We start from the raw sequence: 26,523 nt of genomic DNA on the forward strand, positions 1-26,523 counted from the left end.
GTGCAAGTAAGGCGATATTCCCTCAATAGTTCGGGCCCTGTTCTCAGGCGCTGGGAACGCTTTCGGCCACTTTAACCGTCTCGCTCCCCTACCGATCGGTGTCGATGAATGACCAGACCTCAGGTCGCTCGGTAGAGAGACGGACAGTGCTCGGTGGGCTCGGAAGTCTCGCAGCCGCGGGCCTTCTCGCCGGCTGTACCACCGAGACAGACGGCGGTGACGAGTCGCCCGAGGACGCCGGTGGCGACGGCGGCAGCGGCGACGGTGGCGGCAGCCAGGATACGCCGACAGCGGACGGGAGTTCGGAGCCGGAGTTCGACCAGGCGACCGTCGACGAGTACCTCTCGGACGTCGGAAACTACGACGGGACGGTCGTCGACGAGCGAGGCTCCTCGTCGGTGACGGTCGCAGTCGGCACGGAGGGCAACGGCGGGAACTACGCCTTCTCCCCGCCGGCGGTCGTCGTCGATGCCGGCACGACCGTCCAGTTCGAGTGGACCGGGCAGGGCCAGCAACACAACGTCGTCCACGAGGGCGGCGACTACGAGAGCGAACTCTACGCCGAAGCCGGCACCCACTTCGAGCGGACCTTCGACTCGACGGGAGTCTCGCGCTACTTCTGCCGGCCGCACAAGGGCCTCGGTATGAAAGGCGTCGTCGTGGTCGTCTAGCGACCGCCGTCGACCGCTCCGTCGGCGTCGGACGCTGACTCGCCGTCGGTCTCGCTGTCGCGTTCGGTCACTCGCACTCCCTTCTCCGAGAGGTGACGCATCCGCTGGCGGGCGAACTCCTCCTCGCGAGTGCCCCGCGTGGCGAGCACGTACATGCGCGCGCTCCCAGTCGGGCGCATCGTCCGGCCCGCCCGCTGTGCGCCCTGCCGCCGGGAGCCGCCCAGCCCCGAGGCCACGACCGCCACCTGTGCGCTCGGGAGGTCGATCCCCTCGTCGCCGACCCGGGAGACCACGAGCGTCGGCTCCGACCCCTCCCGGAACTGCTCGAACAGCTTCCCCCGGCGGTGGTGTGGCGTCTCGCCGCTGACGAACGGGGCGTCCAGCGCGGCCGCGAGCGCCCGGCCCTGCTCCAGGTACTCGACGAACACCAGCGCCTTCGCCTCGGGATGTCTGCCCAGCAGGTGCTCGACCTCCGCTGTTTTCGCGGGGTTCGTGGCGGCGACCTGCCGTCGTTCGTGGCCCTCCGCGGCGGCGTAGGCGTCGCCGGCCTCGTCGGCGAAGGGGACGTAGCGGATCTCGACCTCTGGCTCGGCGACGAACCCCTCCTCGAACAGCGCGTCCCAGTCGGTCCCGATCGGCGGGCCGACGAGCGTGTAGATCTCCTCCTCGCGGTCGTCCTCCCGGACCGGCGTCGACGAGAGTCCCAGACGGGCTCGGGACTGGAGGTCCGCGCTCCGCCGGTGGACCGGGCTCGGGATGTGATGAACCTCGTCGTAGACCACCAGCCCCCACTCCCGGCTGTCGAACAGGTGGCGGTGCTGGTCCATCCCCGCGCTCCGGTAGGTGGCGACGGTCACCGGGCGGATATCCTTCGAGCCGCCGTGGTACTCCCCTATCTGTTCGGGCTCCAGAGTGGTGTGGGCCAGGAGTTCGTCGCGCCACTGCCCCGCGAGCTCGCGCCCGGGAACAAGGATCAGCGTCTCGCCCTCCAGTTCGGCGAGGATACCCATCGCCGCCACGGTCTTGCCGCTGCCCGGCGGCCCGACCAGCACGCCCGACTTCGTCTCGAGGAACTGCGAGACCCACTCCCGCTGGTAGGCCCGGAGGTCCAGGTGCAGGTCGACGGGGAGGGGTTCGCCGGTCTCGAGGTCGCGCTGGTCGCGGACGGGATACCCCGCCTCGTAGAGGAGCCGCTTGACCTCCGCCACCCGATCCTCGGCGACCCAGCTCGTCTCCTCGTCGATGGGCGCCCGGAGCTGGCCGCCGTCGAGTTCCTCGCGGGCGACGTTGCCCATCAGCTCGGGCGTCTCGGCCTCCAGGACGGTGTAGCCGTCCTCGTGGGTCCGGAGGAGGAACTGGTTCGCCCGTTTCCACTGGTCGGCGATGAACTCCGCTAGCGCGGGCTCGCGCTCGGGCAGCACGTCCCTGACTGTCTCCATGAGTTCCTCCAGCGAGTCGTACGGCGCCTGCCAGACGTCCTCGCGCCGTATCTCGTAGAGGTAGGAGCCCGAGCCGGTGGTGTCGACGAGGTGGGCGAACTGGGAGAGCTGTGCGCGGGTGAACTGCGTGGGCTGGTCGACGACCAGCTGGCGCCGTTCGGGGAAGACGATCACCCGCTCGCGGCTCGCCAGGTCACGCCACTCGCTCGGGTACCAGACTACCGGGTCGCTGGAGACGTCCAGGCGCTCGACGTCCCCCTCGGCCGCCAGGGCTGCGAGCCGCTCGCTCGCTTCCTCCTGGCTGGTCTCGCGCTGCTGGGCGTAGCGCGTCGCGGTGACGAGCGGACGGCCGACGGCCTCCAGCGCGTCGAAGAAGGCGTCGCGCTCGTCCCGGCCCTCCCTGCTCCGGCGCTCGCTGTCGGATCCGGTCACTACGCCCGGTAGGGCAGCGGCGGTCAAACGGCTTGCGTTCGTCGCTCCGAGGAAGTAGCTTTTTCCCGGGAACCGGCATAGAGGCCGACGATGGACGAGTACGACGATGTCTGCGTGCTGGTGCCGACCTACGAGGAGGCGAGCACCATCGGCGACGTCGTCAGGCGGTTCCGCGAGCAGGGGTTCGAGCGAGTGCTGGTGGTCGACGGCGGGTCGACCGACGGGACGCGGGAGCTCGCCCGGGAGGCCGGCGCCCGGGTCATCGAACAGTCGGGAAGCGGCAAGGGCCAGGCGGTCCGGGAGGCGCTGGGCTACGTCGAGGCGCCCTACGTCCTGATGGTCGACGGCGACGCCACCTACCGCCCCGAGGACGCCGACCGGATGGTCGCGCCGCTGCTCGCCGGCGAGGCCGAGCACGTCATCGGGAACCGCTTTGCGGACATGCAGCCCGGGGCGATGAGCCGGTTCAACAAGGTCGGCAACGGGGTCATCAACCGCGCGTTCCGGTGGATCCACGGCGAGGACTTCCGGGACATCCTCAGCGGCTACCGTGCCTTTACCCGCCGCTCCGTGGAGGGCTTCCTGCTGACTGCCGAGGGGTTCGGTATCGAGACCGAACTCGCCGTCGAGTGTGTCAAACACGGCGTCGAGACGACAGTCGTCCCGGTCACCTACGAACCCCGGCCGGACGACTCGGAAACCAACCTCAGCCCCGTCCGCGACGGGGCGACGATCATCCTCACACTGTACCAGATGGCAAAGACGAACAACCCCCTGTTCTACTTCGGGAGTGTCGGCGTGGCGAGTACCCTGGTCGGGCTCGTGCTCGCGGCCTACGTGGGCGTCGAGTGGGTCACCCGCGGTATCTCTCACGAGGTGATCGCGGTCGTGGCCGGCGTGGCCGTGCTCTTCGGGGTCCAGGTGGCCCTGTTCGGCGTGCTCGCGGACCTCATCGTGGACGTCAACCGCGAGCAGACCCGTCAGTTCGAGCGGGTCGCCAGACAGGTGACCCGCGAGCGGGGCGGTGGGGAAGGCGACCCGGTCGCCGACGGGAGTGTCGCGGACCCGCCAGCGGGCGACGAGGAGGAGTGAGCTAGAAGGGGACGAGCGCGCGCAGTTGTGCGATGATGCTCCGCGAGGTGGACTCGCGTTTCTCCTCGAAGACGGGGTGGAGTGCGTTCAGCAGGTCCTGTTCGGAGGAGAACTGGTGGCGGCCGGAGGTCCGGACCGCCTCGGCGACGCTGATTTCGGTCCCGGCGGCGTCGACCGGGACCGCGATGTCGCCGTACCGGTCGACGAGCGTCTCGGCCTCGACCGGGTACTCGATCTCGAGGTCTTCGACCCGGGCCGCGAGGGCGGCAATGCCGAACTCCACGACGTCGGGGTCCTCCTCGACATCGTTCGAGGGTGGCTGGACTCCCATTGCCCGGGCGTACGCCCCCGGGCCCGAAAGCTCTGTGGATCAAGAGAAAACTACATACGCCAGCGCCGGCCAAAATCAGAGAAGATGGAGGAGCCAGACGGGCCGGGAGCGACGGAGGAGTCAGCCGCGCCCCGGGCAGCGAAGGCAGACGGTGGGAGCGCACCGGAGGCCGACGTCGCCGGGAGCAGCGACGCGCCGCTCGTCCCATCGCGGTTCGTCGGGACCGCGCTCTTCGTGCTGTTCCTGCAGTTCGTCCTCATCGTCTACCTGCTGAGCCCGCTGCCGGTCCCCTCGGTGCAGGTCCTCGCGTTCTCGGCGCTGGGCCTCTCGTTCGTCGCGGCGCTTCTGGTCGGCGCCGACGCGTACCGGACGGACCGGGACGACACGGTCGACTGGTCGCCGAACCCCTTCCTGTGGGCTATCCCGATGTTCTTCCCGCTTTTGGGGTTCGGGCTGGGCGTCGGACAGGCACTCGGGATCCCGCTCGGGGTGGGGATCGCGTACGCTGTCCGGCGCTTCCAGACACAGCGCCGCGGTCTCGAGAACATCTGGCAGTGGCCGGCTGTGGGTGCTGGGGTGTTCTCGGGAGCGGGTTTCGGTATCGTCTCGGTGGCCGTGTCGGAGTCGGGGGGCTTGACGCCGAGTCTCGTGGGCGTGTTACTCGTCGCGAGTGTCCTCTTCGGGTTCACCACGCCGGCGACGTACTACGACACCCGACACGTCAGGAGACGGCTGGCGGCCAACGGCGACGACTGGCTGTTCCAGGGGTACCACTGGGTCGTCGCGATGTCGCTGCCCCTGCCCCTTCGCTCGCTCGTCGCGCTCGCCTACGCCCTGCGGCGGTGGATGCTCCTGAACCCCGGCGGCTTCTTCTGGAGCAGGGCGGACCCGACCGAGGGCGACGACGACAAATCATAATTCCCCGCCGTCACACTGTCCGGTATGGCGTTCGACGGACCGCTGGTCGGGTGGGGCAGCCTCGTCGCGCTGCTCGTCGGGGTCGGGGTCTCGCTGGTCGCACTGGTCCGCCTGAGTGACTGGCAGCCCCTCGCGACCGCACGTCGTCGGCTCCTGCTCGGGGTCCCGGTCGGGACGGTCGTGACCTTCCTGTTTCTCAACCTCGTCTTCTGGGTCGTCCAGGGTGCAGCCGACGGGCAGCCGGTGGTCGTCGGCTTCCGCTCGTGGTCACTGTTCTACCCGGTCGGGATGGTCGCCGCCCCCTTCGCCCACAACGGGCTGGGCCACCTCACCGGGAACGTCCTCGCGACGCTCGTCTTCGCACCCGTCGCGGAGTACGCCTGGAGTCACTACCCCACCGAACGCGGGAGCGTCTCCTTCAGCTCGCTCGGGACGAACCCCTTCGCCAGGGTCGGGGCCTTCCTCCTCGCCGTCTTCGCAGTCGGGCTCGCGACCAGCCTGTTCACCCCCGGCGCGCTGATCGGCTTCTCGGGCGTGGTCTTCGCCTTCGCGGGCTTCGCGCTGGTGACCCGGCCGCTGCTCGCTGTCGCGGCCATCGTCGGCCAGCAGGCGGTCGGTCTCGTCTACTTCGGGCTCCAGAACCCCGTCCTGACGGCCACCACACAGACCCGGGTGGTCGCCCCCTCCTGGGCCAACGTCGCGATCCAGGGCCACGCGCTCGGGCTGGTGCTGGGGGTCGTGCTCGGCCTGCTGGTCGTCCGCCGCCGCGACCGGACACCCGACGTTCGCCACGTCTGGTTCGCGGCGCTGGTGTTCGCGGTCTCGCAGGCGCTGTACGCCTTCTACGTGCCGCTGAGTACGGAGCGGTTCGTCCTCTTCCGCGGGCTGGGGACCGCGGCGGTGTTCCTGCTCGCGGCGGTCGTCGCCACCGCGGTCGCGGAGACGGACCGGACCGTCCTCGCCCGGATCGACCTCTCCCGGCGGGAGGTTGCCACGGGGCTCCTGCTGGCGGTGCTGTTCGCGCTCGCGCTCGCGGCGGTCCCCTACAATCTCGCCGACGTCTCCGGAGACGTGAATCCCGAGGACCCCAACACCGCCGGGAGCGTGGAGGTTCGGGACTACACCGTCGCCTACGTCGAGGGCGTCCCCAACCAGTACGTCGAGGCGGTCCGGATCCCCTTCATCGACCGCGGGCTGTCAGTCAACGAGAGCGGCGTCGTCGTCACCAGCGACCGCCGCAACGCCTGGGAGGTGGTCGTCTCCCGGAGTCGGCTCGCCTTCCGCGGGCGGGCGTCGGTCGCCGTCGGCGGGCTCGGCTGGCGCGAGCGGGTCGTCGTCAACCGGACGCAGTGGTCGGCCACCGGCGGCGGCACCGCCTACAAAGTGTACCTCAGGCGGCCCGGCCAGCCCCGCCGGCTCGCTTACGGCTCCGACCCCGCGACCGCCGAGCCGGTCGTCAACGGGACGACCATCCGGGTCGCGCCGGTCCCTCAGCCCGGCGGTTACCGGGTGGAACTCCTCGAGAACGACACCATCGCCGCCACCACGCCGGTCCCCCTCGAAGGGGCCAACCGGACGCTACGCGGGCTGACGTTCAACCGGACCGGCTCGAAGCTCCGGGTCGTCGAGGGGGACACCGTCCTGACGATCGCGACCTACCGGAGCGGTCGCCGGTAGGGCCACCCTCGCATCAGTCCCCGTCCTCACCCCAGTCGACCCGGAACACCTCGACGTCGAGCTCGCGGCGGTCGTCCTCGTGAAAGTCGAAGGTCCGCGGGAGTTCGAACTCCGCGGCGAAGGCGTGGGTCACCTCGCCCCCGTTATCGGCGGCGAAGGCCTCCACGAAGTCGGCGCTGTCGGCGTTGTGGACCGAGTAGGAGACGTCGGCAATGCCCGCGGCCGTCGCCAGGAAGTCCCGGTCGGCGTGTCTGTTGGCGTCCTGGGCCCCGAAGGGCGGGTTCATCACGACCGTCGTCGGCCCGTCCGGGCACAGCGGGACCCGCGTTGCGTCGGCGTGAACCCACGAGACGCCGCTGGTCGACCCCACCCGCCGGGCGTTGGCGCGGGCGGTCTCCAGCGGGTCCCTGTCGATGTCGACCCCGACCACTTGCCGGGGGCCACGGAGGGTGGCCGCGAGCGCGAGCATCCCCGTCCCACAGCCCAGGTCGACGACCGTCTTCCCCTCGATATCGCCCTCGAGGTCCGCCCGGTGGACCAGGTGGGCCGCCAGGTCCGGCGGCGTGCGGTACTGCTCGAGGTCGACACGCGGGTCGTCGAAGCCCGCGACCACCCCCAGCTGCTGGGTGAGCTGGCTCTTCGTGCTCACGGGGACCACCCGACTGTCATACGCCTGGATACACGGGACGCATACAAAAATCTGTCCTGATGCACGGCGCTAATTCACCCGGCGGACGATGCCGGTCCGCGGCTACCAGGTGCCGTGGAACGTGTCGAAGGAGAGCGAGTCGAGTGGCTTCTCGCCGACGGCGATCCGGTACTCCCCCGGGGTGAGCATCGGGCTGTGGAACTGCGGCCCGTCGTCGGTGGTGATCCGCGGACAGCCGGTGTTGACGTAGGCGTCCAGGCCGAAATTCCGCAGCCGGTCGGGGGTGACCTCGTCCATCGTGATCAGGTAGGCGTCGTCGTTGTCGTCGACGATCTCCTGGGCCTGGTCCCACCGCCCTTGTCCGATCTTGGTACAGAAGATGACGCCCCACTCCTCGGCGTCCATGGCCTTGTGGACGGTGGCGTACCGCTGCTTGAGGAACTGGTCGGGGTCGGCGACCGAGAGGCTGTTGTTGACGGGGTCGGCGATGACGACGTGTTTCTCGGGGTGTTCCATCGCCAGCCCGAGCGGGTGGAACTTCCCGCCGCCGACGTAGAGCACCTGGTCGGCGTCGACGTCCGCGGAGGCGTAGTTACAGCCCAGCACCTGCCCCTCGTGGGTCAGCCGCTCGTCGCCCCGGCGGGTGTGGACCGTGTAGCCCTCGCGCTCGAGGTGAGCGCGCATCTCCTCGAACTTGTTCATGTGCTGGGCGGTCGTCACCAGCCCCACGTCCGGGTCCGCCTCGGGGGCGGCGAGTTCCTCGTCGATGGCCCGCTCGACGATCGGCTCGACCTCGACGTTCGAGAACAGCGGGACGTAGATGATGTTCTCGGACTCCTTCATGGGGGAGTGGCCGAAGTGGACGAAGACGTCGGTCCGGCGCATGAGGTAGGTGTCGAGGTCACAGGCGCCGTAGCAGGGCTGGCCCGACAGCATCACCGAGACATCCTCGGGCAGCAGTTGTCGGAGGTCGTCCGCGACGGCGGGGCCGCGGCGCTTGAGCCCCTCGGGGAACTGCAGACCGACGGTGTCGGCCTCGCGCTCGGCGACGGCCTCGGTGATCCGGTCGAGTTCGTAGTCCCACTCCCGGTCGTGGCGCAGCGACATCCCGGTGTTCCGGAGGTCACCCTCCGTCCGGTCCGCCGAGTTCTGACTCATTGACCCCGTTACTCCCCGAACGCCCATAACGCCGACGCTTCCGGGAAGCAGTGCGACCGCCCGTCCCTCCGGGCCACGCGTCGCCGGCTTCCCAGCGTCCCCGACGCTCGGTCGGCACATTCAAGCGTCTCTTGTCCGTAGGGCCGCTGATGAGTCTCGAACCCGAAGCGGAGCCGGTCGAGTCCGAGCGCGACGGCGACGACGTCGAAACCCTCGCCAGGGAACTCGGCGAGGCGATCGCCGAGACGCCGGCTTACCAGGAGTTCCGCGAGAAGAAGGAGGCCGTCGAGGCCGACGAACAGGCCCAGGAGCAGATCCAGGAGTTCGAGCAGATCCGCGAGGAGTACATGATGGCCAGAGAGACCGGGCAGGCCACCAAGGAGGACCTGCGAACGCTCCAGAACGCCCAGGAGGAGCTGCACTCGATCCCCGTCATGCGGGAGTTCCTCCAGGCCCAGAACGACCTCGAACTCCGGTTGCAGGCGCTCAACGAGCACATCAGCGAGCCCCTGGCCGTCGACTTCGGCGAGAAGGCAGGCGGCTGCTGTCAGGACTGACGACCACCGGCCGTCGCGTTCTGTCTTCTCACCCCGTCTTGCTGACCCGAAACCCTTAGCCGCGCCCGCGCGCAGGGCGGCGTATGGTTCACTCCGACTGGGGCGACTGGCTCCCGCGGGCGGTCGAGGCGGCCGACCCCGACGGGCTGGCGCTGTGGTATCTCGGCTGCAACGGCTTCGTCCTGAAGAGTTCCAGCGGGACCACCCTCTTCATCGACCCCTACCTGGGAACCGGCGACCCGCCCCGGACCGTCCGGATGATCCCGATCCCCTTCGACCCCGCCGACGTGGCGGAGGCCGACGCCGTGCTCGCGACCCACGAGCACTCCGACCACGTCCACGGCCCCAGCCAGGCCCCGATCCTCGCGGGGACGGGCGCGGACTTCTACGCGCCCGCGGCGAGCATCGAGACCGCCCGCGAGAGCGGCTGGCTCGAGGAGTACGACCTCTCGCCCGGCCAGTTCGAGCGGGTCGACGAGGGCGACGCGGTCCGGATCGGCGACCTCACGATACGGGTCACCCCAGCCGACGACCCGGACGCCGAGGAGCCGGTCTCCTATCTGGTCCGACACCAGTCGGGCACCTTCTTCCACGCCGGCGACGCGAGGCCCGGCGGCTTCGGCGGCGTCGGCCGCCACTACGACATCGACCTCGGTGCGGTCGCCTTCGGCTCTGTCGGCATGATCCCGGACAAGGAGACCCGCGAGCCCGAGCGGACGCGGTGGTACAACGACGAGAACGGCGTCGTCGAGGTGGCGAACGAACTCCGGCTGGACCGGCTGGTCCCGACCCACTGGGACATGTGGAAGGGGATGAGCGGGGACCCGACGGCGCTGCACCACCACGCCCGGAGCTTCGAGTATCCCGACCGGCTGGACGTGGTCGAGGTCGGGGACCGGCTGGACCTGTGAGGGAGCGCCGGGCCCGGCCGCTCCCGCTGCTACCGGAGGCCGAGCGCCGCTCCCACCACAGCCGAAGAACGTCGAGACGGCGCCCGCAAAGCAGTAATTAAGTTTAAGAGTATCGGTGTCCCGACTGTGGGACATGGGTAACTCTCAGCCGTCCGAGGGGGTGACGGTGTCCGCCGACGGGATCACCGTCATCAAGCGGTTCGAGGAAGACGAGTTCCCGGTGCCGGCGATCGCCTTCGAGTTCCGCTCGGAGCGAGCGGAGCCGGTGACGGTTCGGCTGCACGACGCGGTACCGGAGGGTGTGGCCGTCGAGGACCTGGGGTTCCATCCCGAGTACGGCAGCGAGTACTGGACCGTCGAGGATGGCGGGATCTCCTTCGAGCGCGAGTTCGACCCCGACACCGAGTACACGACCGTCTACGGGATCCGCGCGACCGGGACCGAGGATATCGAGCAGTTCCTCACGGAGCCGACCATCGCCGAGGTCGACCCGCCCCTGTCCGACGGCGCCGGCGCCGCGAACGAGGACGACGTCGCGGAGGTCGACGTCGTGCCGGGGGACGACGAGGCTCTCAAGGACGCCATCGCGGGAGACGGAACGGTTCCGGGACTCGGAGACGAGGACGCGGAGGAGGAAGCGGCCGACACCCTCGACCTCGACGACCCGACAGGTAACGAAGGAGTCGACGCCACCGAGGGGACCGACCCGTCCGAGACCGCCGAGGCCGACGGGGCGGAAGAGCCGGAAGAGACCGAGGCGGAGGAGGCGGAGGGCACCGAGTCGGAAGAGCCGGAAGACACCGGAGCAGACGAGCCGGATGAAACGGAGACGGCAGCCGACGCCGACGAACCGCCCGTGGACGCGGAGACGGTCGTCGAGACCGAAGCGGAGACCGAGGAGTCGGCAGCCGACGACCGGCTCGAGGACGGCGCGGAGCCTGACGAGGACGAGCAGCAGGCCGACGGGACGGTATCCGCCGCCTCCGCCGTCGACGGGAGCCTGCTCGCGGCGCTCGCCCGGGAGGTCCGCGAGAACGACCTCCCGGAGGAGGACGTGGCGGCCCTCCGGCAGGCACTCGGAGTTTCCGACGAACCGGACGGGAGCGTCGAGGCGCGGGTCCAGCGCATCCAGCGCGACGTCGCCGACCTCCGGGCGTACACCGACGCGCTCGAGGAGTTCCTCGACGAGAACGGAACCGGACGGCAGATACTCGAGGAGGCCCGCGAGGGGATCGACCAGTTCGAGGACCGGCTCGACGAGTTCGAACGGACGGTCGAGCGCGTCGAGGCGAACGTCGACGAGACCGACGCGGCCACCCGGGAGCTCCGGAGCGACGTCGGGGAGGTCCGCGACGAGGTCGAGGAGACTGCCGCGTCGGTGGAGGACCTCGAAGCGGAGGTAGCCACCGTCGGAGAGGACCTCGACGAGGTGAGAGAGCAGGTACCCGACGGGGACCTGACGGAGCGCGTCGAGGAGATGGAGTCCGACCTCCAGGAGCTGCGGGAGTGGCAGACCCAGATCAAGGAGACCTTCGGCGGCTGAGCGGTCGGGCCCTCCCGCCCGGGCCCGTACAACGCTGGCAGTGGTCGGGACCACAGACAGGCGGGAGTCGATGAGAACGCTTTTGCGGACCGGTATCCTCGCCTCCCACGATGACGCCGATACGGGTGGCCGTCCCGCGCAAGGGGCGCCCGCTCGAAGCCGTACTGGAGCGGCTCGCGGACGAGAGCTGGCAGCCGACCGCCGACCGGATCATCTCGACGCTGCGCTACGAGAAGGCGGTCACCAAGGGCGACCAGGAGCCCGACAGCGACATCTACGACCGGCTGGCCGAGTACAGCGACCTCGACGACCCGACGGAGCCGGAGTACACCCTGCTGCGCGACGAGCGCGGCGGGATGCCCCGGCGGGTAGTCTTCGACAGCGTCACCGTCCCCGGTGATGTCGACATCCAGCTCGTGGGCCGGGAGGAACCGTTTAGAGCGCTCCGGAAACACGAGTTCGCGCTGGGGTTCGATAGCGCCGACCTCGTCCTCGAAGAGGTCGTCGAACTCCGGGAGGAGCCGCTGACCGGGCTCGCGGAGGTCAACGACCGGATCGACCCGCTCGACACCGACGTCCGGTTGCGGGCCGGGCTGGAGGACACCGTTCACCACACGCTGCTCGCCACGCCCGATGTCGCGGAGGGCGACCTCGACCGCGGGTTCGTCCGGACCTACGAGGGTAAACTCTGCATCTCGCCGCGCTACGAGCGGCTCGTCGAGGCAGTCCTGGGCTCGGCTGCCCTCGAAGGGGTCGACTTCGTCTACCCCGAGCCGGGTATCGAGGAGGAGGCCTCTATCGCTGAGACGGGGCTGGGCGTCTACCTGACGGTCACCGGCTCGACGGCCCGCGAGCACGGGCTCGTCCTCGGCGAGCAGCTGTTCCCCAGCGAGACCGTGCTGCTGGAGAATCGGGCCGAGATGAGCGAGCGTGCCGAGCGGGCAGCCGGGCTGTTCGAGGCGCGCGCGACTGCGGCGCCGACAGCGCCCGAGTAACCTCCCGCTGTCTGTGGAGTGCGGCTGGACGGCGGCGTGTACTTAAGTCGTGTGCGCGAGCAGGGCCGCGCATGGCGGCGCCGCGCTGGTCGTCACGGGCCGGCTTCCTGCTCGCGACTGTCGGGGCGGCCGTCGGCCTCGGCAACATCTGGCGGTTCTCTGCCGTGGTCGGCCAGAACGGTGGCGGCGCGTACCTGGTTCCCTACCTGGTCGCGGCCGCGGTCTGTGCGGTGCCGATGCTCGTTCTGGAACTCGCGGTCGGCCGTCGACTCCGGACGGACGTGGTCTCGGCGTTCCGGGCTGTCAGCCCCGCGTACACGGCGCTCGGCTGGCTCGTTCTCGGCGGCGTGTTGCTGATCCTGAGCTACTACCTCGTGCTCACCGGGTGGGTGCTCGGGTTCTTCCTGTCGTGGCTCGCCGGCTCGGGACCGACCTTCGCGGCGTTCACTGCCGGCTGGCAGCCAGTGGGGTACTTCGTGGCCGCGACGGCCGTGACCGCGGGGGTTGTCTCGCTGGGCGTGCGCGGCGGCATCGAGCGGATGGCGAAAGTGGTGATGCCGACCGTGTTCGTCCTGCTGGTCGCGCTGGCACTGTACGCGACAACTCTATCCGGCTGGGACCGGGCCGCAGCGTTCCTGTTCACGCCCGAGTTCAGTGTGCTCGGGGACCCCGGTGTCTGGAGTGCCGCCTTCGGACAGGTCTTCTTCTCGATGAGCGTCGGCCAGGGGATCATGCTTACCTACGGCAGCTACGTCGACGAGGGGGCGGACCTGGTCGGCTCGGCACTGCTCGTTACGGTCGCAGACATCGGGGCTGCGGTCGTCGCCGGGCTCGTGATCTTTCCTGTCGTGTTCAGCTTCGGCCTCCAGCCTACGCTCGGGACGGAGCTGGCCTTTACCACCCTGCCGGCGGCCTTCAGGGCGATGCCGCTCGGCGGCGTCGTCGCCGTCGCGTTCTTCGGGTTGCTCTTTTTCGCCGCGCTCTCCTCCTCCGTGGCGCTGCTGGAGGTCGGCGTCGCCGCCGCGGAACACACGACCCGCCTCTCCCGGCCCCGGGGGACCCTGCTCCTGGCTGCGGGGGTGTTCGCCGCCGGCGTCCCCTCCGCGCTGAGTTACAGCCCGGTCGGGCTCGCGGTCGCGGGCCGGCCGGTGCTCGACCTGGTCGACGAGTCCGTCGGGACGTTCGCCCTGCCCGTCTCGGCGCTGCTCCTGGTCTGGGTGTTCGTCTGGCGGGCCGACCTGGGGCGCCCGGACCTCCGCGGGCTGTACCCGCTCGTCCGGTATCTCGTCCCGGCCGTGCTCACTGTCGTCACGGCCGCGCGGGTCGCCGGGGTCGCCCGGCCCGCCTGGCGGCTCGTCGTCGACCACGCACGCGGCGGGCTCCTGGGGCCGACAGTCGCCGCCGTCGCGCTGCTCGCCGCCGCGGCCCTCGGCTGGCGGTTCCGCGACCGGCTGCCCGCTTCCCGCCGCCGGTAGTGCCCGTCCCTCCTCCCTTCGTGGTGCCGCTCACGGACTCGATTCGATATAGCGACATAGGGTTTACGCGCGAACTTCAGAACGTCGTTTCCAGGCAGAAAAGACAGATAACTCACAACAGCGAGTAGATGTTCGCCTCGTAGACGGTGCGAACCCGGTCGCCCCAGTCGTGGGTGTAGGTGTCGATGACGTCCTGTGCGACGTCACCCCGGAGATACTTGACGACGCCGCGGTCACCGGTCCGGTCGCGGAGATGTGTCGTGAAGAAGTGCCGGAAGTAGTGGGGGGTGACGTTCTCCTCGGGGCCGCCACCCTCCCGGTACCAGCCGGCCTCGCGGGCGTACTCCGCGACGGTGTGGTGGACCATGTCCGGCGTGAGTCGCCGTCCCCACTCGCTGGTGCTGACGAACAGCGGGCCGGCCTCGCTCACGGGGTCCGGCCTGACCGCCAGCCAGCGCCGGAGCACCCGGGCGAGCTCGTCGTCGACGGGGATCGTCGTCGCTCGCTTGCGCTTGTTGGCGGCGTCGCGGCGCTCGCCGTTGTAGACGGCTCCCCGGGCGGGCGCGCTGTCGACGTACAGCGACCGGGGTCGTCCTTGTAGTCGGGCTCGCGGCGTCGTCTCGACCGGTGACTCCGGCAGGTGCAGGTCCCGGGTGTCCAGATTGCACAGCTCCCCGGCCCGCATCCCCGTCTTGAGAAGCGTGAGGATCACCGCGCACGCGAGCGGGTGCGCGACCCCGTCGACGAATCCGCGCATCTCCGGGACCGAGATGTCCCTGCGTGCGGGGTCGGTGTTGATCGACTCGTCGATCTCCTCGAGCACCAGCGCCATGGGGTTGTCCTCGAACCGGCCGGCCCGGGTCATGTAGTCGTAGAAGCGGTGCAGGTAGGAGGCGTAGGTGGCGACGGTGCTCTCGGCGACGTTCCCCCGGAGGTCGTGGACGTAGGCCATGCAGTCCCGGTGGTTCGCGGCTGCGGGGTCGAGCCCGCGGCCCTCGAGGTACTCCTCGAAGTCCCTGAGGACGCGCTCGTAGGCGTCCCTGGTCCGGTCGGTCTTGCCCTGGTAGGTGATGTCCTCCAGGAAATAGGCGACCGGGTCCCCGTCGCCGTCGGTGTCGGCCGCGCTGTCGCTGCTCATTCGAGCACGTACCCCCCGTCACGGCCGCTGTAGCGGACCTCTCCAGCCTCCTGGAGGCTCTGAAGGGTCTCGTCCAGGTCATCCTCTATCTCCGCAGTCAGCTCTGCGAGCAACTCCTCCCAGTCCCGGGGCCCCTCCGAGAGCATCTCGAGCACCTCCGCCTCGAGGTTTTCACTGGTGCCCGAGTCCGATCCGTCCTCCCGGTCCGGGTCGGATTCCGTCTCCGTCTCGGTCGCTGTCTCTTCGGCCCCGAAGCCGCGCCGGCCGGCCTGGACCATCGTCTTGACGAACTCGCTGCGGCTCATGTCGAGTTCGTCGGCGTGGTCGTCCCACTCCTGGCGCTGATAGGCCGGGACGTAGGTCTTCACCACTGTCCGCTCGGTGTCGGCCTCGCTCATACTCCCCCGTCTCACCCCGTCCACATCAATTTATCCCCATATTGGCGGCTAAAGACCCTTATTTGTGTAGATGGCACTCTATTTCGGAACCAATCGAGGCCGGTACGGGGCCATGATTGTTTATAGCACCAGTATTACACATAATAAAATCGCTCGCTCACCCACTGTCCCGGAAATCCGTCTCGACCTGCCGGCCCCGTCGAGTCCCGGTTCTGGTGTGCGACCCCCTGATCCAGTGTTCGCAAACCGGCCTCGACGGTGGTTTTATAAGTGGCTCCGAGCGCCGGGGTGCCCGGCATTCCGGCAGTCGCTCTCGCCGCACAGGTGGGGGTGGCGCCGGGAGTGGACAGTTCACCACCTCGCAAACCAGAGTTCGGGTTCACACGCCGCTCGGACTGCCGGACCCCCTCCCGCCCGTCTGACGCGCAGCTGGCGTGTCGCGAGCCCCGGAGTTACCTCGACCGCCAGCGACACCCGTTTTGACTCTGGGCGGCCGTCGGCGCGGGGCACAGTCACCCGGCGTACCCGTTTCGCACGAACCGTCCACCCGGTTCGTCCCGAGACGCCACCGTAGCGGCCGCGACCGGTTGGCTCCACTCCCGGACAGACAAAGTTCTATCTCGCTGATATGATGGGCTCGCGACTGGAACTCCCCTCTCCGCCGTCGACTGGCCGCATGGCCCGACAGCTTGTCATCCCGTGACCCGGAGCGTGGGGTCGCCGGTGCGAAGGCCACCTCCCGGTGACCCGCACAGATGCCGAGGTGCCCGGGCGAAATTCCGACGGGCTTTGAGCTGTCGGCCGGAGGCCGCGGCGGACAGACGGAACTGCTGACTCCGGCACTGCGGCGGCCACTCGTCGCCCTCAATATAAAAAATTAATATATTCAATCTGTCTGTTTGGGGCAGGCGCTCCGCTAATAAATCATATGCTGCTATATCGATCCGGCAAGCTGGCGGTCGCATTCCGCACGGAGTCAGTCGGCCCGTTCGAGCAGACGCCGGACCTGTGGGAGCGTCGCAGCCGGCGGGTCGGCGGGTCGGACCCAGCGGACGTCGAGTAGACCTTCGTGTCGGTTCGCCGTTATTCCGTCAAGGAGCCGGCAGCCGTAGACGACGTACCGCGACAGCGCGACGTCCGGCCGGGTGTGGGCGTACCAGAACTCATCGACGGGTTCGTCGACGGCGACGCGACAGCGAAGCTCCTCAACGATCTCCCGCCTGAGTCCGGCGGCCGGTGACTCCCCCGGCTCGAGGCCCCCGCCGGGCAAGGTCCAGAACGGGCGCCCATCCGCGTGCCGTTCTTTCACAAGCAAGCACCGCCCGTTGACAGAGACCAGTGCCTTCGCGCCGTCGCGGACCCCCGGGGCGCGGTCACCACTTCCCGCGCGCATGAGGTCTCCAGCCATGGCGACTCCAGCCCGCGGACGGTCATTAGTAAACGCCAGGTACGGGCAATCTGTCGGCTACTACTGCGGTGGGTGGCCGATCGGGTGGACGACAGCTTCACAGGACGGGCACGCGGCGAACATCCGGGATCTTCCTTCGGTGGTCTCGTAGGAGATAAGCAGTCGCTGCCCCGGGATCGGCGTCTCGCACTCGGGGCAGGAGCCAAGCGACCGACCGGGCTCGCCGGGGTCGGCACCGGACATGGCCGACGATTGTTCCGACCCCGTCTTGGTTATGAACCCTCTACCGGGCTCTCGGGGACTCTTCAGGCGTCTGTCGCCACCGCGGAGCCAGGAACTTGTCGCTCCCAAAACCCCACGAAGGGTAAGCGGAGAGTACAACGACATGGCCCGGACCCAGTCCCCGCGATCCGGTGGCGCACGGTTCCCGGCACGACCGACTTACCGAGCGTCCCCGTGCTGAACGGTCGGGCGCTATTTAGTATGGATCCGACCTGAACTAGGAGGATCCAGAATGGCTGAGAAGTCCGACGGACGCGGTGAGCGGGGTAGTGAGGGGACGGACGTGGGGATGACGGGCCCGGTCGACAGTCCCTCCGTCGACGTCTACCTGCGGTCTCTCTCGCCGCCGGCTGGCACGCACGACCGGCAGGCCGAGATCATCGACCGCCTCTCGGAACTCTCCTCCAGCGACCGCCTCGATAGCCTCAGCGTTTCGGTCTGGGGCGAACGGGTCTGCCTCTGTGAGGTGTGTGCCGGCACCGGGAGCGGCCGGGCTGCACTCGACCGGCTGGGGGAGTTCCGGAACTGGGTCGAGACAGTCGAGGGGGGCGAGCTCCCGTTCGAGCGCAGGACCATCCGGTCGGAGTACACCCACACGGAACAGGGGGTCATCGTACCGCCGTGCGTGACGATGGCCGTCTACAGCGGGGACACGCTCGTCGGGGTGTTCCCACACTCCGTATCCGACGAGACCCGGACCGTCACCGACGCGCTCGAAGCACTCGAAGCGGCACTCGAGTCGGGCCGCTCGTTACCCGCGAACCGCTGAGCGTGTCCGGCCAGCCGTGTTGGTCGGGCGAGGAGTACCGGAGTATGCGGGGCATAATTAGGGTCGCCGGCGGCGTGGTGGAACCCGAATGCTCGACCGCCTCATGCAGGGGTTTGACCGTGCGGTCAACTACTACCGCACGGAGGACCCGGCGACTGCGACGCGACGCCTGTCCTACGATGTCCACGCCGAGACAGTCAGGCTCCTCTTCGAGCGGTTCGGAGAGGACTTCGGAACGCCGGTCTACGAACGGGACTGGGAGGTGCTGGTCATCCTCGACGCCTGTCGGGCCGACCTGATGAACGAGGTGGCGGAGGAGTACCCCTTTCTGGAGCCGTACCGGATCCACAACTCGGCCGGTAGCAACTCCGGGCAGTGGATGGACCGGAACTTCACCGAGGAGTACGCCGAGGAGATGGCGAAGACGGCCGTCGTCACCGGGAACCCCCACTCGAAGACCTATCTCGACGAGGACGATTTCCTGCTGCTCGACGAGGTCTGGCGCTACGCCTGGGAGGACGAGGACGACCTGTTCCGGCCGAACTTCATCACCGACCGTGCGGTCTCCGTGAAGCGGTCCCGGGACCCGGAACGGATGATCGTCCACTACATGCAACCACACCACCCGTTCATCCCACATTTCGACGGGTTCGAAACCGACCTCCACGAGAAGTGGCTCAACCAGTGGCGGGACGTGCGGGTCGGACACATCTCGAAGGAAGAGAAGTGGTCCCAGTACCGCGACAACCTCCACTACGTACTCGAGTACGTCGAGTTACTGCTGCGAAGCATCGACGCCGACCCTGTCGTGATCAGCTCCGACCACGGTGAGGCGGTCGGGGAGTGGGGCATCTACGGTCACTACGGCATCCCGCTCCCGGTGTTGCGAGAGGTCCCCTGGATCGAGACGGTCGCTCGCGACACCGGGGAGTACGACCCGGAGTTCGTCCCCGAGGGCCACGACGCGTCCGGGTCTAGGCGGGACGTACAAGACCAGCTACAGAAGCTCGGATACGTGTAGCTCCCCTGTCGGTGCCGGGACTACCTCTCCGAGGGGGTGACCTCTACCCAGAGGTGTGTCGCCCGGTACGCGCTCTCAAGGGTCGGGTTCTGTGGGGCTTCGCCCCGGTAGAGAAGGACCGCCAGCCGCACGTCCTCGCCCGTCATCGTCGGGGTGACCCCGTAGGTCGTGGTCCAGGTTCCTCCGTCCTCGACCGTCGGGACGAACCGCCTGAGCTCCCGCTCCTCGACGACCGTCGCCGAGTCCCCGGCAGTCTGCATCCGCTGGAGTTTGACGACCACCGTGTACGGGACCGACTCCCCCTCGTGGTTGTCGACCCCGAGAGTGAGCGGCTCTGTCCGGCCCTGTTCGAGCACCCCGGGGTACGACCCCGCCTCGAGCTCGCCCGACTCGTTTTGCGTGAGGAGATAGAGCTCCGTGTCGCCTTCTGCGGACCCGAAGGCCACCACGTACCCCGCGCTCGCGGCGGCGACGACGAGGCTGACGGCGACGAAGACGTTGAGTACCGTATCCAGCGCCGCGTCGTCGGTGAAACCCGCGCCCGGGAGCAGGGAAGCAACGTCGACACTGTACCGTCGATTCGCCGGGAGTTTAGCCCGCCGGACAGCGGCTGCCCCGACCGCCAGAAGCGACACGACGCTCACGGCTACGACCACGGGCGCCAGCGTGGGACCGACCCCCACGATGTCCAGTCCGATGGCGGTGAGCGGGACGATGGCGATGCTCAGGCCGACAGAGAGCACCGCCCGCTCGACGCCGTCGATGCCAGCCGTCCGCGTCGAACCGAGCGCAGAGCTTCCGCCGCTGCCCACAGCTGAATGCCGCGTACCGCGGCCGTCGGGTCCTCCTCGCTCGGGAAAGAGCGCCGCCGTACAGGCGTACCCCGGAACGAATACGACGAACAGCACGCCGACCACCCACAGTACGGAGGTCTGGACCAGCGACGTCACGACGAGTACGTCGGTCAGTACGACGACTCCGACGACGGCCCAGAGGTCGGGCGGGAGGCTCGGGAAGGAACTCGAGGATGACCGTCTGGAGCCTGTCACGTCATCGATATCGAGGCACGCAGTTGGTTGTTATGCAGTTCCTACGCTCGTCGAGCGACGGGCCAGCGGTACCGCGTTCCCGGACGCGCCGGGCTCAGCCCGTCGGCTCGGTCCGGTTGTACCAGACGTCGACGTGGGAGCCAGCGTACCCCTTCCCGACGATGTCGGGGAGCCCGTCTCCGGTCAGGTCGACCGCTTTCGCCTCGTGTGTCGGCGTTCCGCGGTCGACCACGACGTCCTCGAAACTCAGCGACCCGTCCCCGGGATTGTGGAAGATCCGGTGTGTCGGGTCGTCGTAGCCGTCAAGTCCCATCTCGGCGACGTAGATGTCCACGTGCCCGTCGCCGTCGAAATCCGCAAGCTGGAGGGTGTGCGGGTTGTAGAGGTCGTCGCGGAGGACCTTCACCTCCCAGTCCGGCGGGTCGAACACCGCCAGTCGGGCAGGCCGGTCGGCCTTGTACGGGATGTCCCCCTCGGTCACGACCAGCTCCTGCAGCCCGTCGCCGTCGAGGTCTGCGGCGGCGATCCTGGTCCACCCCCACCCCTCGGCGAGAGTCTCCCGTTCCCAGCCGCCACCCTCCGACCGGCGAAACAGTTCCGTGCCGGCGACCAGTTCGTTTCTCCCGTCACCGTCGAGGTCGGTCACGAGGAGCCCTTCGACGGAGATGTTCTCGGCGACGAGCTGTCGCAGGTCTCGGGGCCAGGGTTCCTGGCGCGGGTTCTCGGGGATCTCGTAATACCCGAGAACGGCACTCTCCTGGGAGAGAAAGACGACCTCGCGGTCCCCGTCGCTGTCAACGTCCGCCACAGCCACGTCGTGGTACTTTTCGAAGTCCTCGGTGATGAGTCGGCGGCTCCAGGTATCCCGGGGGTCCTCGGGCTGTTCGTACCAGTAGAGGCCGGGGACCAGGTTCTGTCCGGCGACGAGGTCGGCACGCCCGTCCCCCGTCAGATCGCCGAGGGCACCGCCGACCGCCAGATGCGGTGTCACTGCTATCTCGTGTCTCTCCCAGCCCGGGTTCTCGTACCAGAAGACGTTGGTTTCGAGAGCAGCGAGCGCCGACTGGATGCCGGGGACCTGCCGCAGGTCGACGGATGCCTGTACGACCGGAACCTCTATCCACCGGTTCGCCCCGTTCGCACCGATGAGAACGTCCGGACGCCCGTTTCCGGTGAGGTCTTCGACGAGACAGAAGCTCATCCGCTCTGCGGGCGGATCCGCGTCGATCCGCTCGTGGTCGAACTCCATAAGTGGCGAGCCCCCTGTCCGGAGAAAAGTATGGAGTTCATAATCCCGCTCGGGGAGACCACGAGACGCTGATGTCGCGGTCGAGGCCAGTGACTCCCCGACTGCTGGGCCAGTTCGGGCCCACCAGTTCCGGGTGGCAACCGCGCGGGAAAACGGTTACGGGAAGTAGACGGTGTCCTGTTACGGGAAGTAGACGGTGTCCTGCCAAGCGATGCCACCCGGTCGGGTCCGGTGCAGGGGCGCCCTCCTGTCCGTCACTCTACCGGCTTTAGGAGGGTCCTGTGGCGGTATGTGCTGGCTGTTCCGCGTGACAGGACGGCCGAAGCGTCTCGGTACTGTTGACGCCGGGACGGGTAACTGACGTCCTTCAGAGCCGGTAATACGTTCATACTATTGTCCGATACGTCCCCTCGAAAACCTGATGACCGACTTGCAGAAAGATACCGTGCTAGTGACGGGTGGTGGGGGGTTCATCGGCTCCCACCTGACCGAGCATCTGGTCGACCGGGGCGCCGACGTGGTCGTGGCCGACGACTTCTCGCGCGGCCGCCTGGCCAACCTCGACCACCTGCTGGAAGAGGTCGCGCTTGAACCGGTCGACCTGACCACGAGGGAGGGCTGTGTCCGGGCAGTGGAAGGCGTCGACCACGTGTTCCACCTGGCGGCGAGCGTCGGCGGGATCCACTACATCACCTCGGAGAACGTGGGCGGGCTCACCCCGAGCGTGCTGATGAACCACCACCTCCTGGAGGCGGCGCGTCGAGAGGGGGTCGACACGTTCCTGTTCGCCTCGAGCGCCTGCATCTACCGACAGCAACACGACGGGCTCAACGAGTTCTCGGAGGACCAGGCGGTTCCGGCCGACCCTCACTCGACGTACGGGTGGGCGAAGATACTGGGCGAGGTTGCCTGCGAGGCCTACCACACCGACTGCGATATCGAGACCGGCAGCGTCCGCATCTTCAACGCGTACGGGCCACGGGAGAGCCTCGACCCGGAGAGCAGCCACGTCATCCCGTCGCTGTGCCGGAAGGCGGTTGAGACGCCCGACGGCGGTTCCATCGAGCTGTTCGGGGACGGGACGCAGGAACGTGGTTTCATCTACGTCACCGACCTCGTCGAAGGACTGGTCCAGGCGACGGAGGTGGGGCTCGGCGGCGAGGCCATCAACCTCGGCAATGCCCAGGAAGTGGTGACGATCAACGAGCTGGCCTCGCGGATCATCGACCTCAGCGGGAAAAACATCGCGATAGAGCACGACCGGTCGAAACCCACGGGGACGGACAGGTACTGCGCGGACACCGAGCGGATGCGGGACAGGCTCAACTGGAAGCCGCGGGTCCCGCTTGAGGAGGGGCTGCGTCGCACCTACCAGTGGGTCGAACGGGAGCTCACGGCAGCGGGTGAGGTCGCGGCCGGCCGCGAGGAGTGGGTGACCCATGACTGAGTGGGGCGGCGAGCGCGTGCTCGTGACTGGGGGGGCGTCGTTCATCGGGTCACACCTGGTCGAGGACCTGGTCTCGGCGGGAGCGCGGGTCCGCGTCGCGGACGACCTCTCGAGCGGCGAGCGGGAGAACCTCGCCACCGTCGAGGACGATATCGAACTCCGGGTGGGGAACCTCAAGCGGATGGGGTTTGCCGAAGACGCCACCGCTGGCGTCGACACCGTGTTCCACCTCGCGGCCGACCACGGCGGCCGGGGATACATCGCGAACTACCCGGCGAACTGTGCCACGAACATGGCGCTGGACAACGTCGTCTACGAGGCCGCCGTGGCCAACGACGTCGACCGGATCTGCTTCGCCTCCAGCGCCTGTACCTACCCCACTGACATCCAGCAGGAGCGCCAGCGGTTGCGCGAGGAGATGGTCAGTTTCGACGAGCGCGGGGGCGCGTACGCCGACGAGGTGTACGGGTGGGCGAAGCTCATGGGCGAACGCTCCCTGCAGGCCTACGAGGAGCAGTACGACATCGACGCCTCGATCGTCCGGATATTCACGGCCTACGGCCCCCGGGAGAACGAGACCCACGCCATCATCGCTCTGATCGCCAAGGCCTACGCCGGTCAGGACCCCTACCGGGTCTGGGGGGACGGCGAACAGACCCGCAACTTCACTTACGTCGAGGACATCACGAGAGCGCTGCGCCTCGCCGCCGAGAACGTCACCGACGCTACTCCCGTCAACGCCGGGATCAGCGACTACATCAGTATCAACCAGGTCGCGGGGGCGGTCTTCGACCGGCTCGGCTGGGAACCCGACGAGGTGGAGTACCTGACGGACAAGCCGGTCGGGGTCCGACACCGGGCGGCCGACACGACCCGCGCCGAAGAGCTGCTCGGCTGGGAACCACGGCACACGCTCCAGGACGGGATCGACCGGACTGTCGACTGGTATCTGGAGCACCGCGACGAGGACCACGTCAGGGACAACCTCGAGACGCTGTTGCACGAGCGGTGAGCCAGACCCATGAGCGACGCCCCAAAGGAGTACGTGCTCGTAACGGAGTACTTCCACCCCGACACCGCCTCGACGGGACAGCTGATGACCGACCTCGCGGTCGGCCTCGTCGAGCGCGGGCTCGACCTGTCGGTGTACACCGGGCAACCGAACTACCACGCGAGCGATACGGGTCGCCAGCCACACCAGGAGACTCACGAAGGTGTTCCGGTCACGCGGATCCGTGCCCCGCAGGTCAGCCAGTCCTCGCTCCCGAGACGGCTGTTCAACTGGGGCGTGTTCACCGTCTGGATGGTGCTCGTGCTCGCCCGCGACCGGACGGCGGACCGCGAGCTCGTCTTCGTCTCGAACCCGCCGGTTCTCCCGCCGGCCATGTGGCTGCTGTGCAAGCTCAAGGGCTGGGAGTACACCTACATCGTCTACGACCTGTACCCGGACGTCGTGGCCGCCTCGGGGCACATCCGTGAGGGGGGCGTCGTCTACCGGGCCTGGGCAGCCGTCAACGAACACGTCTTCGCGGACGCCAGCAACGTCGTCGCCCTGGGGCCGGTGATGCGCGACCACATCGTCGAGGCTGCGGGCGAGGACTTCGACCCGGAGACCGTCGAGGTCATCCACAACTGGGCGGACGGGGAGTCGATCCGGCCGATGGAGAAATCGGAGAACTGGTTCAGCGAGGAACACGACCTCGTCGAGCCGTTCACGCTGGTTTACTCCGGCAACATCGGCGCGAACCACGACCTGGAGACGGTCGTCGAGGCCGCCCGCTCCTTCCAGGACGACCCGGTCCGGGTGCTGGTCATCGGCGAGGGTGACAGGAAAGACGAGGTCGTCGCGCTGGCCGAGCGGTATGGCCTCCGGGGAGACACCGTGCGCTTCCTCCCGTACCAGGACCTCGGGGTCCTCCCGTACACACTGACCAGCGGGGACGTCTCGGTCGTCTCCGTCGACGCCGGGATGAAGGGGCTGTGTGTCTCGTGTAAGCTCTACACCTCACTGGCCGCCGGCCAGCCGGTCCTGGCCATCTCACACCCCGACGACGACGAGGCGCGGCTGGTGGAACGCCACGACGCGGGACAGGTCGTGAGACAGCACGACGTCGAGGGGGTCGTCGAGGCGGTCCAGCGGTGGCGGGGAGACCCCGACCTCGTCGAGCGGCAGGGGCGAAACGCCCGCGAGGCGTTCGAGTCGAACTACACGAAAGAACAGTCGGTCGACGAGTACTACCGGCTGCTCTCGGACGCACCCCGGGTCCGGGTGGAGCCGCCACAGGGAGGAAGCCGGTAGATGGAGGTGATCCTCGTCGGGCTGGACGGATTAGAGCCGACCCTGGTCGAGGAGTGGGAGCAGGACCTCCCCACGCTCCGGTCGCTGCGCGAGCGCGGCTCTTCTGGGGGGGTCCGGTCCTCCGACCCGCCGCTGTCGGCGCCTGCGTGGCCGTGGATCTTCACCGGGAAACAGGGTGGCAAGCACGGCTGCTTCGGGTTCACGAAGCGCGAGTCGGGCGGGTACGGCCGGACGCCCGTCAACTACGGCGACATCCACGCCGAGTCGCTGTGGGAGGCGCTCGACGCCGCCGGAGTGTCCTGTGGGGTCGCCAACGTCCCGCTGAGCTACCCGCCGAGCGACCTCGACCACGGGTACGTCGTCGCGGGCTGGCCGGTCCCGAACCGGGTCACGGTGAGCGAGCCGCCGGGAGTCGTCGAGACCGTGGAACGACACCTCGACGAGCGGTACCGGGTCCACCCGTTCAGCATGGGGCCGGAGCTCCAGCGGGCGAGCGACGAGGAGGTGCTCGCGGACCTCACCGACGGGCTCTGGCACCACCAGCGGGCCTTCGAGACACTCGTCCGCGAGACGGACGTGGACGTGTTCTTCTGTGTGTTCATGGCTTCCGACGTCGGCGGCCACTACCTCGGACGCAACCGCGAGCTGCTCCACGACCTCTACGTGGAGGTCGACAGTGCACTCGGGGAGCTGCTCGAGGCGTGTCCGTCGGGCGTTGACGTGGTCGTGATGAGCGACCACGGCCACGCGGCACTCAGCGACTGGAACTTCTACATCAACGAGTGGCTCCGGCAGGAGGGGTACCTCGCCGTCGACGACGCGACGGGGACGGATTTCCGGTCGCTGTTGCGCCGGGCCGGGCTGACCCGGGACCGGCTGGTCGGTGTGAAATCCGCGCTCGGACTGGATGACGTCCGGAGCCGTCTCCCGCAGCCGGTGTTCGATGCGCTCCGGCGCGTGGTCCCGCCGGCCGACCCCGGTAGCGAGGGGTTCGATCCCGACCGCGTCGAGTGGGAGCGGACGGAAGCGTACAGCCCCGACCAGAACGTGGTGTACCTCAACGCGGAGGAGACACACCCACAGGGGACAGTCGCGGCCGCGGACGCGGAGCGGACGGCCGACGAGATCGAGGCAAAGCTCCGGGAGCTTGACCACCCGGAACCCGGACGCGACGACCGACTGGTCACCAGCGTCGGCCGCAAGGAAGCGGTCTTCCGGGGCCCCTTTACCCCGGACGCGCCCGCCCTCGTCCCGATAGCCGACGACATGCGGGTGACGGTCCAGACGGGGTTCAACGACGGCGAGGTCTTCGCCCGCGACGAGTGGAGCGAGCACCGCCAGGTCGGAACGCTCGTCACCGCGGGACCGTCGTTCGGCCAGACGGCGGACGTCGACGAACGGAGCATCCTCGACGTCTACCCGCTCGTGCTGGAGCTGGTCGACACGGCCGTTCCCGAGAACGCCGACGGCGAGGTCCCGGGAGACCGGCTCAGTTACGACCCGGACCCGGCGACCCGCGAGAGCAACGACGGCCACTCCGAGGCCCGCGAGTACACGGACGACGAGCGCGAGGAGGTCAGAGACCAGCTGAACAGCCTCGGGTACCTCGAGTGAC

25 protein-coding genes are annotated in these 26,523 nt (G+C 68.5%); 15 read left to right on the forward strand and 10 right to left on the reverse strand.

The window, feature by feature from the left end:
* Window positions 1–104: 104 nt before the first annotated feature.
* Window positions 105–671: a halocyanin domain-containing protein gene (locus GN153_RS05365; RefSeq protein WP_159900595.1), complete on the forward strand. Its 567-nt coding sequence runs from the start codon at window positions 105–107 to the stop codon at window positions 669–671.
* Here the strand turns inward: GN153_RS05365 and GN153_RS05370 are convergent.
* Window positions 668–2,542: a DEAD/DEAH box helicase gene (locus GN153_RS05370; protein ID WP_159900597.1), complete on the reverse strand. Its 1,875-nt coding sequence runs from the start codon at window positions 2,540–2,542 to the stop codon at window positions 668–670. The genes GN153_RS05365 and GN153_RS05370 overlap by 4 nt on opposite strands.
* A gap of 90 nt (window positions 2,543–2,632) precedes the next feature.
* Between GN153_RS05370 and aglJ the strand changes: the two genes are divergently transcribed.
* Window positions 2,633–3,634, forward strand: coding sequence for an S-layer glycoprotein N-glycosyltransferase AglJ (gene aglJ / locus GN153_RS05375; protein WP_159900599.1), 1,002 nt, complete (start codon window positions 2,633–2,635; stop codon window positions 3,632–3,634).
* A gap of 1 nt (window position 3,635) precedes the next feature.
* Here aglJ and GN153_RS05380 read toward each other — a convergent pair whose 3' ends face one another.
* A complete protein-coding gene (locus tag GN153_RS05380; protein ID WP_159900601.1) occupies window positions 3,636–3,965 on the reverse strand; it encodes a hypothetical protein in 330 nt (109 codons plus the stop codon).
* 84 nt (window positions 3,966–4,049) lie between these two features.
* Between GN153_RS05380 and GN153_RS05385 the strand changes: the two genes are divergently transcribed.
* Window positions 4,050–4,883, forward strand: coding sequence for a hypothetical protein (locus GN153_RS05385; RefSeq protein ID WP_159900603.1), 834 nt, complete (start codon window positions 4,050–4,052; stop codon window positions 4,881–4,883).
* A gap of 24 nt (window positions 4,884–4,907) precedes the next feature.
* Complete coding sequence (locus GN153_RS05390) at window positions 4,908–6,560, forward strand: rhomboid family intramembrane serine protease (RefSeq protein WP_159900605.1); 1,653 nt, start codon at window positions 4,908–4,910, stop codon at window positions 6,558–6,560.
* 13 nt (window positions 6,561–6,573) lie between these two features.
* Here the strand turns inward: GN153_RS05390 and GN153_RS05395 are convergent, their stop codons facing one another.
* Window positions 6,574–7,209 (reverse strand): METTL5 family protein, encoded by a 636-nt coding sequence (locus tag GN153_RS05395; RefSeq protein WP_159900607.1) that lies wholly within the window; start codon window positions 7,207–7,209, stop codon window positions 6,574–6,576.
* A gap of 102 nt (window positions 7,210–7,311) precedes the next feature.
* On the reverse strand, window positions 7,312–8,367 hold the full coding sequence (gene dph2, locus GN153_RS05400; protein WP_159900609.1) for a diphthamide biosynthesis enzyme Dph2: 1,056 nt from the start codon (window positions 8,365–8,367) through the stop codon (window positions 7,312–7,314).
* 149 nt (window positions 8,368–8,516) lie between these two features.
* Here dph2 and GN153_RS05405 point away from each other — a divergent pair, with 149 nt between their 5' ends.
* The 5 genes from GN153_RS05405 (at window position 8,517) to GN153_RS05425 (ending at window position 13,848) form a co-directional block, all read left to right on the forward strand.
* Window positions 8,517–8,924, forward strand: coding sequence for a YlbF family regulator (locus GN153_RS05405; RefSeq protein ID WP_159900611.1), 408 nt, complete (start codon window positions 8,517–8,519; stop codon window positions 8,922–8,924).
* 83 nt (window positions 8,925–9,007) lie between these two features.
* Window positions 9,008–9,835: an MBL fold metallo-hydrolase gene (locus GN153_RS05410; protein WP_159900613.1), complete on the forward strand. Its 828-nt coding sequence runs from the start codon at window positions 9,008–9,010 to the stop codon at window positions 9,833–9,835.
* A 133-nt stretch (window positions 9,836–9,968) separates the two neighbouring features.
* Window positions 9,969–11,378 (forward strand): hypothetical protein, encoded by a 1,410-nt coding sequence (locus GN153_RS05415; RefSeq protein ID WP_159900615.1) that lies wholly within the window; start codon window positions 9,969–9,971, stop codon window positions 11,376–11,378.
* A 110-nt stretch (window positions 11,379–11,488) separates the two neighbouring features.
* Entirely contained in the window at window positions 11,489–12,373 is an 885-nt protein-coding gene (locus tag GN153_RS05420; RefSeq protein WP_159900617.1) for a hypothetical protein, read from the forward strand.
* Window positions 12,374–12,444: 71 nt separating this feature from the next.
* Complete coding sequence (locus GN153_RS05425) at window positions 12,445–13,848, forward strand: sodium-dependent transporter (RefSeq protein WP_159900619.1); 1,404 nt, start codon at window positions 12,445–12,447, stop codon at window positions 13,846–13,848.
* A 112-nt stretch (window positions 13,849–13,960) separates the two neighbouring features.
* Here the strand turns inward: GN153_RS05425 and GN153_RS05430 are convergent, their stop codons facing one another.
* The 4 genes from GN153_RS05430 to GN153_RS17910 form a co-directional block, all read right to left on the reverse strand.
* The gene (locus GN153_RS05430) at window positions 13,961–14,986 is read right to left on the reverse strand and encodes a tyrosine-type recombinase/integrase (RefSeq protein WP_159900620.1); all 1,026 of its coding nucleotides are present in this window, start codon (window positions 14,984–14,986) and stop codon (window positions 13,961–13,963) included.
* Window positions 14,983–15,384: a DUF5805 domain-containing protein gene (locus GN153_RS05435; protein WP_159900621.1), complete on the reverse strand. Its 402-nt coding sequence runs from the start codon at window positions 15,382–15,384 to the stop codon at window positions 14,983–14,985. Before GN153_RS05435 ends, GN153_RS05430 begins: the two co-directional genes overlap by 4 nt.
* 976 nt (window positions 15,385–16,360) lie before the next feature.
* Complete coding sequence (locus tag GN153_RS05440) at window positions 16,361–16,792, reverse strand: NUDIX hydrolase (protein ID WP_159900622.1); 432 nt, start codon at window positions 16,790–16,792, stop codon at window positions 16,361–16,363.
* Between the two features lie 60 nt (window positions 16,793–16,852).
* Window positions 16,853–17,179 carry a DUF7837 family putative zinc-binding protein gene (locus GN153_RS17910; protein WP_449329030.1) on the reverse strand — a complete coding sequence of 109 codons (327 nt, stop codon included), beginning with the start codon at window positions 17,177–17,179 and terminating at the stop codon, window positions 16,853–16,855.
* A gap of 127 nt (window positions 17,180–17,306) precedes the next feature.
* Between GN153_RS17910 and GN153_RS05445 the strand changes: the two genes are divergently transcribed.
* Both GN153_RS05445 and GN153_RS05450 read left to right on the forward strand, forming a co-directional pair.
* The gene (locus GN153_RS05445) at window positions 17,307–17,843 is read left to right on the forward strand and encodes an HTH domain-containing protein (RefSeq protein WP_159900623.1); all 537 of its coding nucleotides are present in this window, start codon (window positions 17,307–17,309) and stop codon (window positions 17,841–17,843) included.
* 88 nt (window positions 17,844–17,931) lie between these two features.
* Complete coding sequence (locus GN153_RS05450; protein WP_159900624.1) at window positions 17,932–18,864, forward strand: hypothetical protein; 933 nt, start codon at window positions 17,932–17,934, stop codon at window positions 18,862–18,864.
* Window positions 18,865–18,884: 20 nt separating this feature from the next.
* On the opposite strand, the gene GN153_RS05455 is transcribed toward GN153_RS05450, so the two are convergent.
* Window positions 18,885–19,913 (reverse strand): DUF1616 domain-containing protein, encoded by a 1,029-nt coding sequence (locus GN153_RS05455; RefSeq protein ID WP_159900625.1) that lies wholly within the window; start codon window positions 19,911–19,913, stop codon window positions 18,885–18,887.
* A 94-nt stretch (window positions 19,914–20,007) separates the two neighbouring features.
* Complete coding sequence (locus GN153_RS05460; RefSeq protein ID WP_159900626.1) at window positions 20,008–21,162, reverse strand: FG-GAP repeat domain-containing protein; 1,155 nt, start codon at window positions 21,160–21,162, stop codon at window positions 20,008–20,010.
* A gap of 421 nt (window positions 21,163–21,583) precedes the next feature.
* Between GN153_RS05460 and GN153_RS05465 the strand changes: the two genes are divergently transcribed.
* From GN153_RS05465 to GN153_RS05480, 4 genes are read left to right on the forward strand one after another with little or no spacing between them, the layout of a single operon-like run.
* Window positions 21,584–22,609: an NAD-dependent epimerase/dehydratase family protein gene (locus GN153_RS05465; protein ID WP_159900627.1), complete on the forward strand. Its 1,026-nt coding sequence runs from the start codon at window positions 21,584–21,586 to the stop codon at window positions 22,607–22,609.
* The gene (locus GN153_RS05470; protein ID WP_159900628.1) at window positions 22,602–23,621 is read left to right on the forward strand and encodes an NAD-dependent epimerase/dehydratase family protein; all 1,020 of its coding nucleotides are present in this window, start codon (window positions 22,602–22,604) and stop codon (window positions 23,619–23,621) included. The genes GN153_RS05465 and GN153_RS05470 overlap by 8 nt, the downstream gene beginning before the upstream one ends.
* Before the next feature lie 9 nt (window positions 23,622–23,630).
* Entirely contained in the window at window positions 23,631–24,908 is a 1,278-nt protein-coding gene (locus GN153_RS05475) for a glycosyltransferase family 4 protein (RefSeq protein WP_159900629.1), read from the forward strand.
* Entirely contained in the window at window positions 24,909–26,522 is a 1,614-nt protein-coding gene (locus tag GN153_RS05480; protein WP_159900630.1) for an alkaline phosphatase family protein, read from the forward strand. It begins immediately after the preceding gene.
* The last annotated feature ends 1 nt before the right edge of the window (window position 26,523 follow it).

The sequence above is a fragment of the Salinirussus salinus genome, from assembly GCF_009831455.1.
GTDB lineage: Archaea > Halobacteriota > Halobacteria > Halobacteriales > Haloarculaceae > Salinirussus > Salinirussus salinus.

Excerpts from the sequence above, each read along its gene's own strand:
- GN153_RS05365 (WP_159900595.1), top strand. The coding sequence starts at position 105 with ATGAATGACCAGACCTCAGGTCGCTCGGTAGAGAGACGGACAGTGCTC.
- aglJ (WP_159900599.1), top strand. The coding sequence starts at position 2,633 with ATGGACGAGTACGACGATGTCTGCGTGCTGGTGCCGACCTACGAGGAG.
- GN153_RS05380 (WP_159900601.1), bottom strand. The coding sequence starts at position 3,965 with ATGGGAGTCCAGCCACCCTCGAACGATGTCGAGGAGGACCCCGACGTC.
- GN153_RS05385 (WP_159900603.1), top strand. The coding sequence starts at position 4,050 with ATGGAGGAGCCAGACGGGCCGGGAGCGACGGAGGAGTCAGCCGCGCCC.
- GN153_RS05390 (WP_159900605.1), top strand. The coding sequence starts at position 4,908 with ATGGCGTTCGACGGACCGCTGGTCGGGTGGGGCAGCCTCGTCGCGCTG.
- dph2 (WP_159900609.1), bottom strand. The coding sequence starts at position 8,367 with ATGAGTCAGAACTCGGCGGACCGGACGGAGGGTGACCTCCGGAACACC.
- GN153_RS05405 (WP_159900611.1), top strand. The coding sequence starts at position 8,517 with ATGAGTCTCGAACCCGAAGCGGAGCCGGTCGAGTCCGAGCGCGACGGC.
- GN153_RS05410 (WP_159900613.1), top strand. The coding sequence starts at position 9,008 with ATGGTTCACTCCGACTGGGGCGACTGGCTCCCGCGGGCGGTCGAGGCG.
- GN153_RS05415 (WP_159900615.1), top strand. The coding sequence starts at position 9,969 with ATGGGTAACTCTCAGCCGTCCGAGGGGGTGACGGTGTCCGCCGACGGG.
- GN153_RS05420 (WP_159900617.1), top strand. The coding sequence starts at position 11,489 with ATGACGCCGATACGGGTGGCCGTCCCGCGCAAGGGGCGCCCGCTCGAA.
- GN153_RS05425 (WP_159900619.1), top strand. The coding sequence starts at position 12,445 with ATGGCGGCGCCGCGCTGGTCGTCACGGGCCGGCTTCCTGCTCGCGACT.
- GN153_RS05430 (WP_159900620.1), bottom strand. The coding sequence starts at position 14,986 with ATGAGCAGCGACAGCGCGGCCGACACCGACGGCGACGGGGACCCGGTC.
- GN153_RS05435 (WP_159900621.1), bottom strand. The coding sequence starts at position 15,384 with ATGAGCGAGGCCGACACCGAGCGGACAGTGGTGAAGACCTACGTCCCG.
- GN153_RS05440 (WP_159900622.1), bottom strand. The coding sequence starts at position 16,792 with ATGGCTGGAGACCTCATGCGCGCGGGAAGTGGTGACCGCGCCCCGGGG.
- GN153_RS17910 (WP_449329030.1), bottom strand. The coding sequence starts at position 17,179 with ATGTCGTTGTACTCTCCGCTTACCCTTCGTGGGGTTTTGGGAGCGACA.
- GN153_RS05445 (WP_159900623.1), top strand. The coding sequence starts at position 17,307 with ATGGCTGAGAAGTCCGACGGACGCGGTGAGCGGGGTAGTGAGGGGACG.
- GN153_RS05450 (WP_159900624.1), top strand. The coding sequence starts at position 17,932 with ATGCTCGACCGCCTCATGCAGGGGTTTGACCGTGCGGTCAACTACTAC.
- GN153_RS05460 (WP_159900626.1), bottom strand. The coding sequence starts at position 21,162 with ATGGAGTTCGACCACGAGCGGATCGACGCGGATCCGCCCGCAGAGCGG.
- GN153_RS05465 (WP_159900627.1), top strand. The coding sequence starts at position 21,584 with ATGACCGACTTGCAGAAAGATACCGTGCTAGTGACGGGTGGTGGGGGG.
- GN153_RS05470 (WP_159900628.1), top strand. The coding sequence starts at position 22,602 with ATGACTGAGTGGGGCGGCGAGCGCGTGCTCGTGACTGGGGGGGCGTCG.
- GN153_RS05475 (WP_159900629.1), top strand. The coding sequence starts at position 23,631 with ATGAGCGACGCCCCAAAGGAGTACGTGCTCGTAACGGAGTACTTCCAC.
- GN153_RS05480 (WP_159900630.1), top strand. The coding sequence starts at position 24,909 with ATGGAGGTGATCCTCGTCGGGCTGGACGGATTAGAGCCGACCCTGGTC.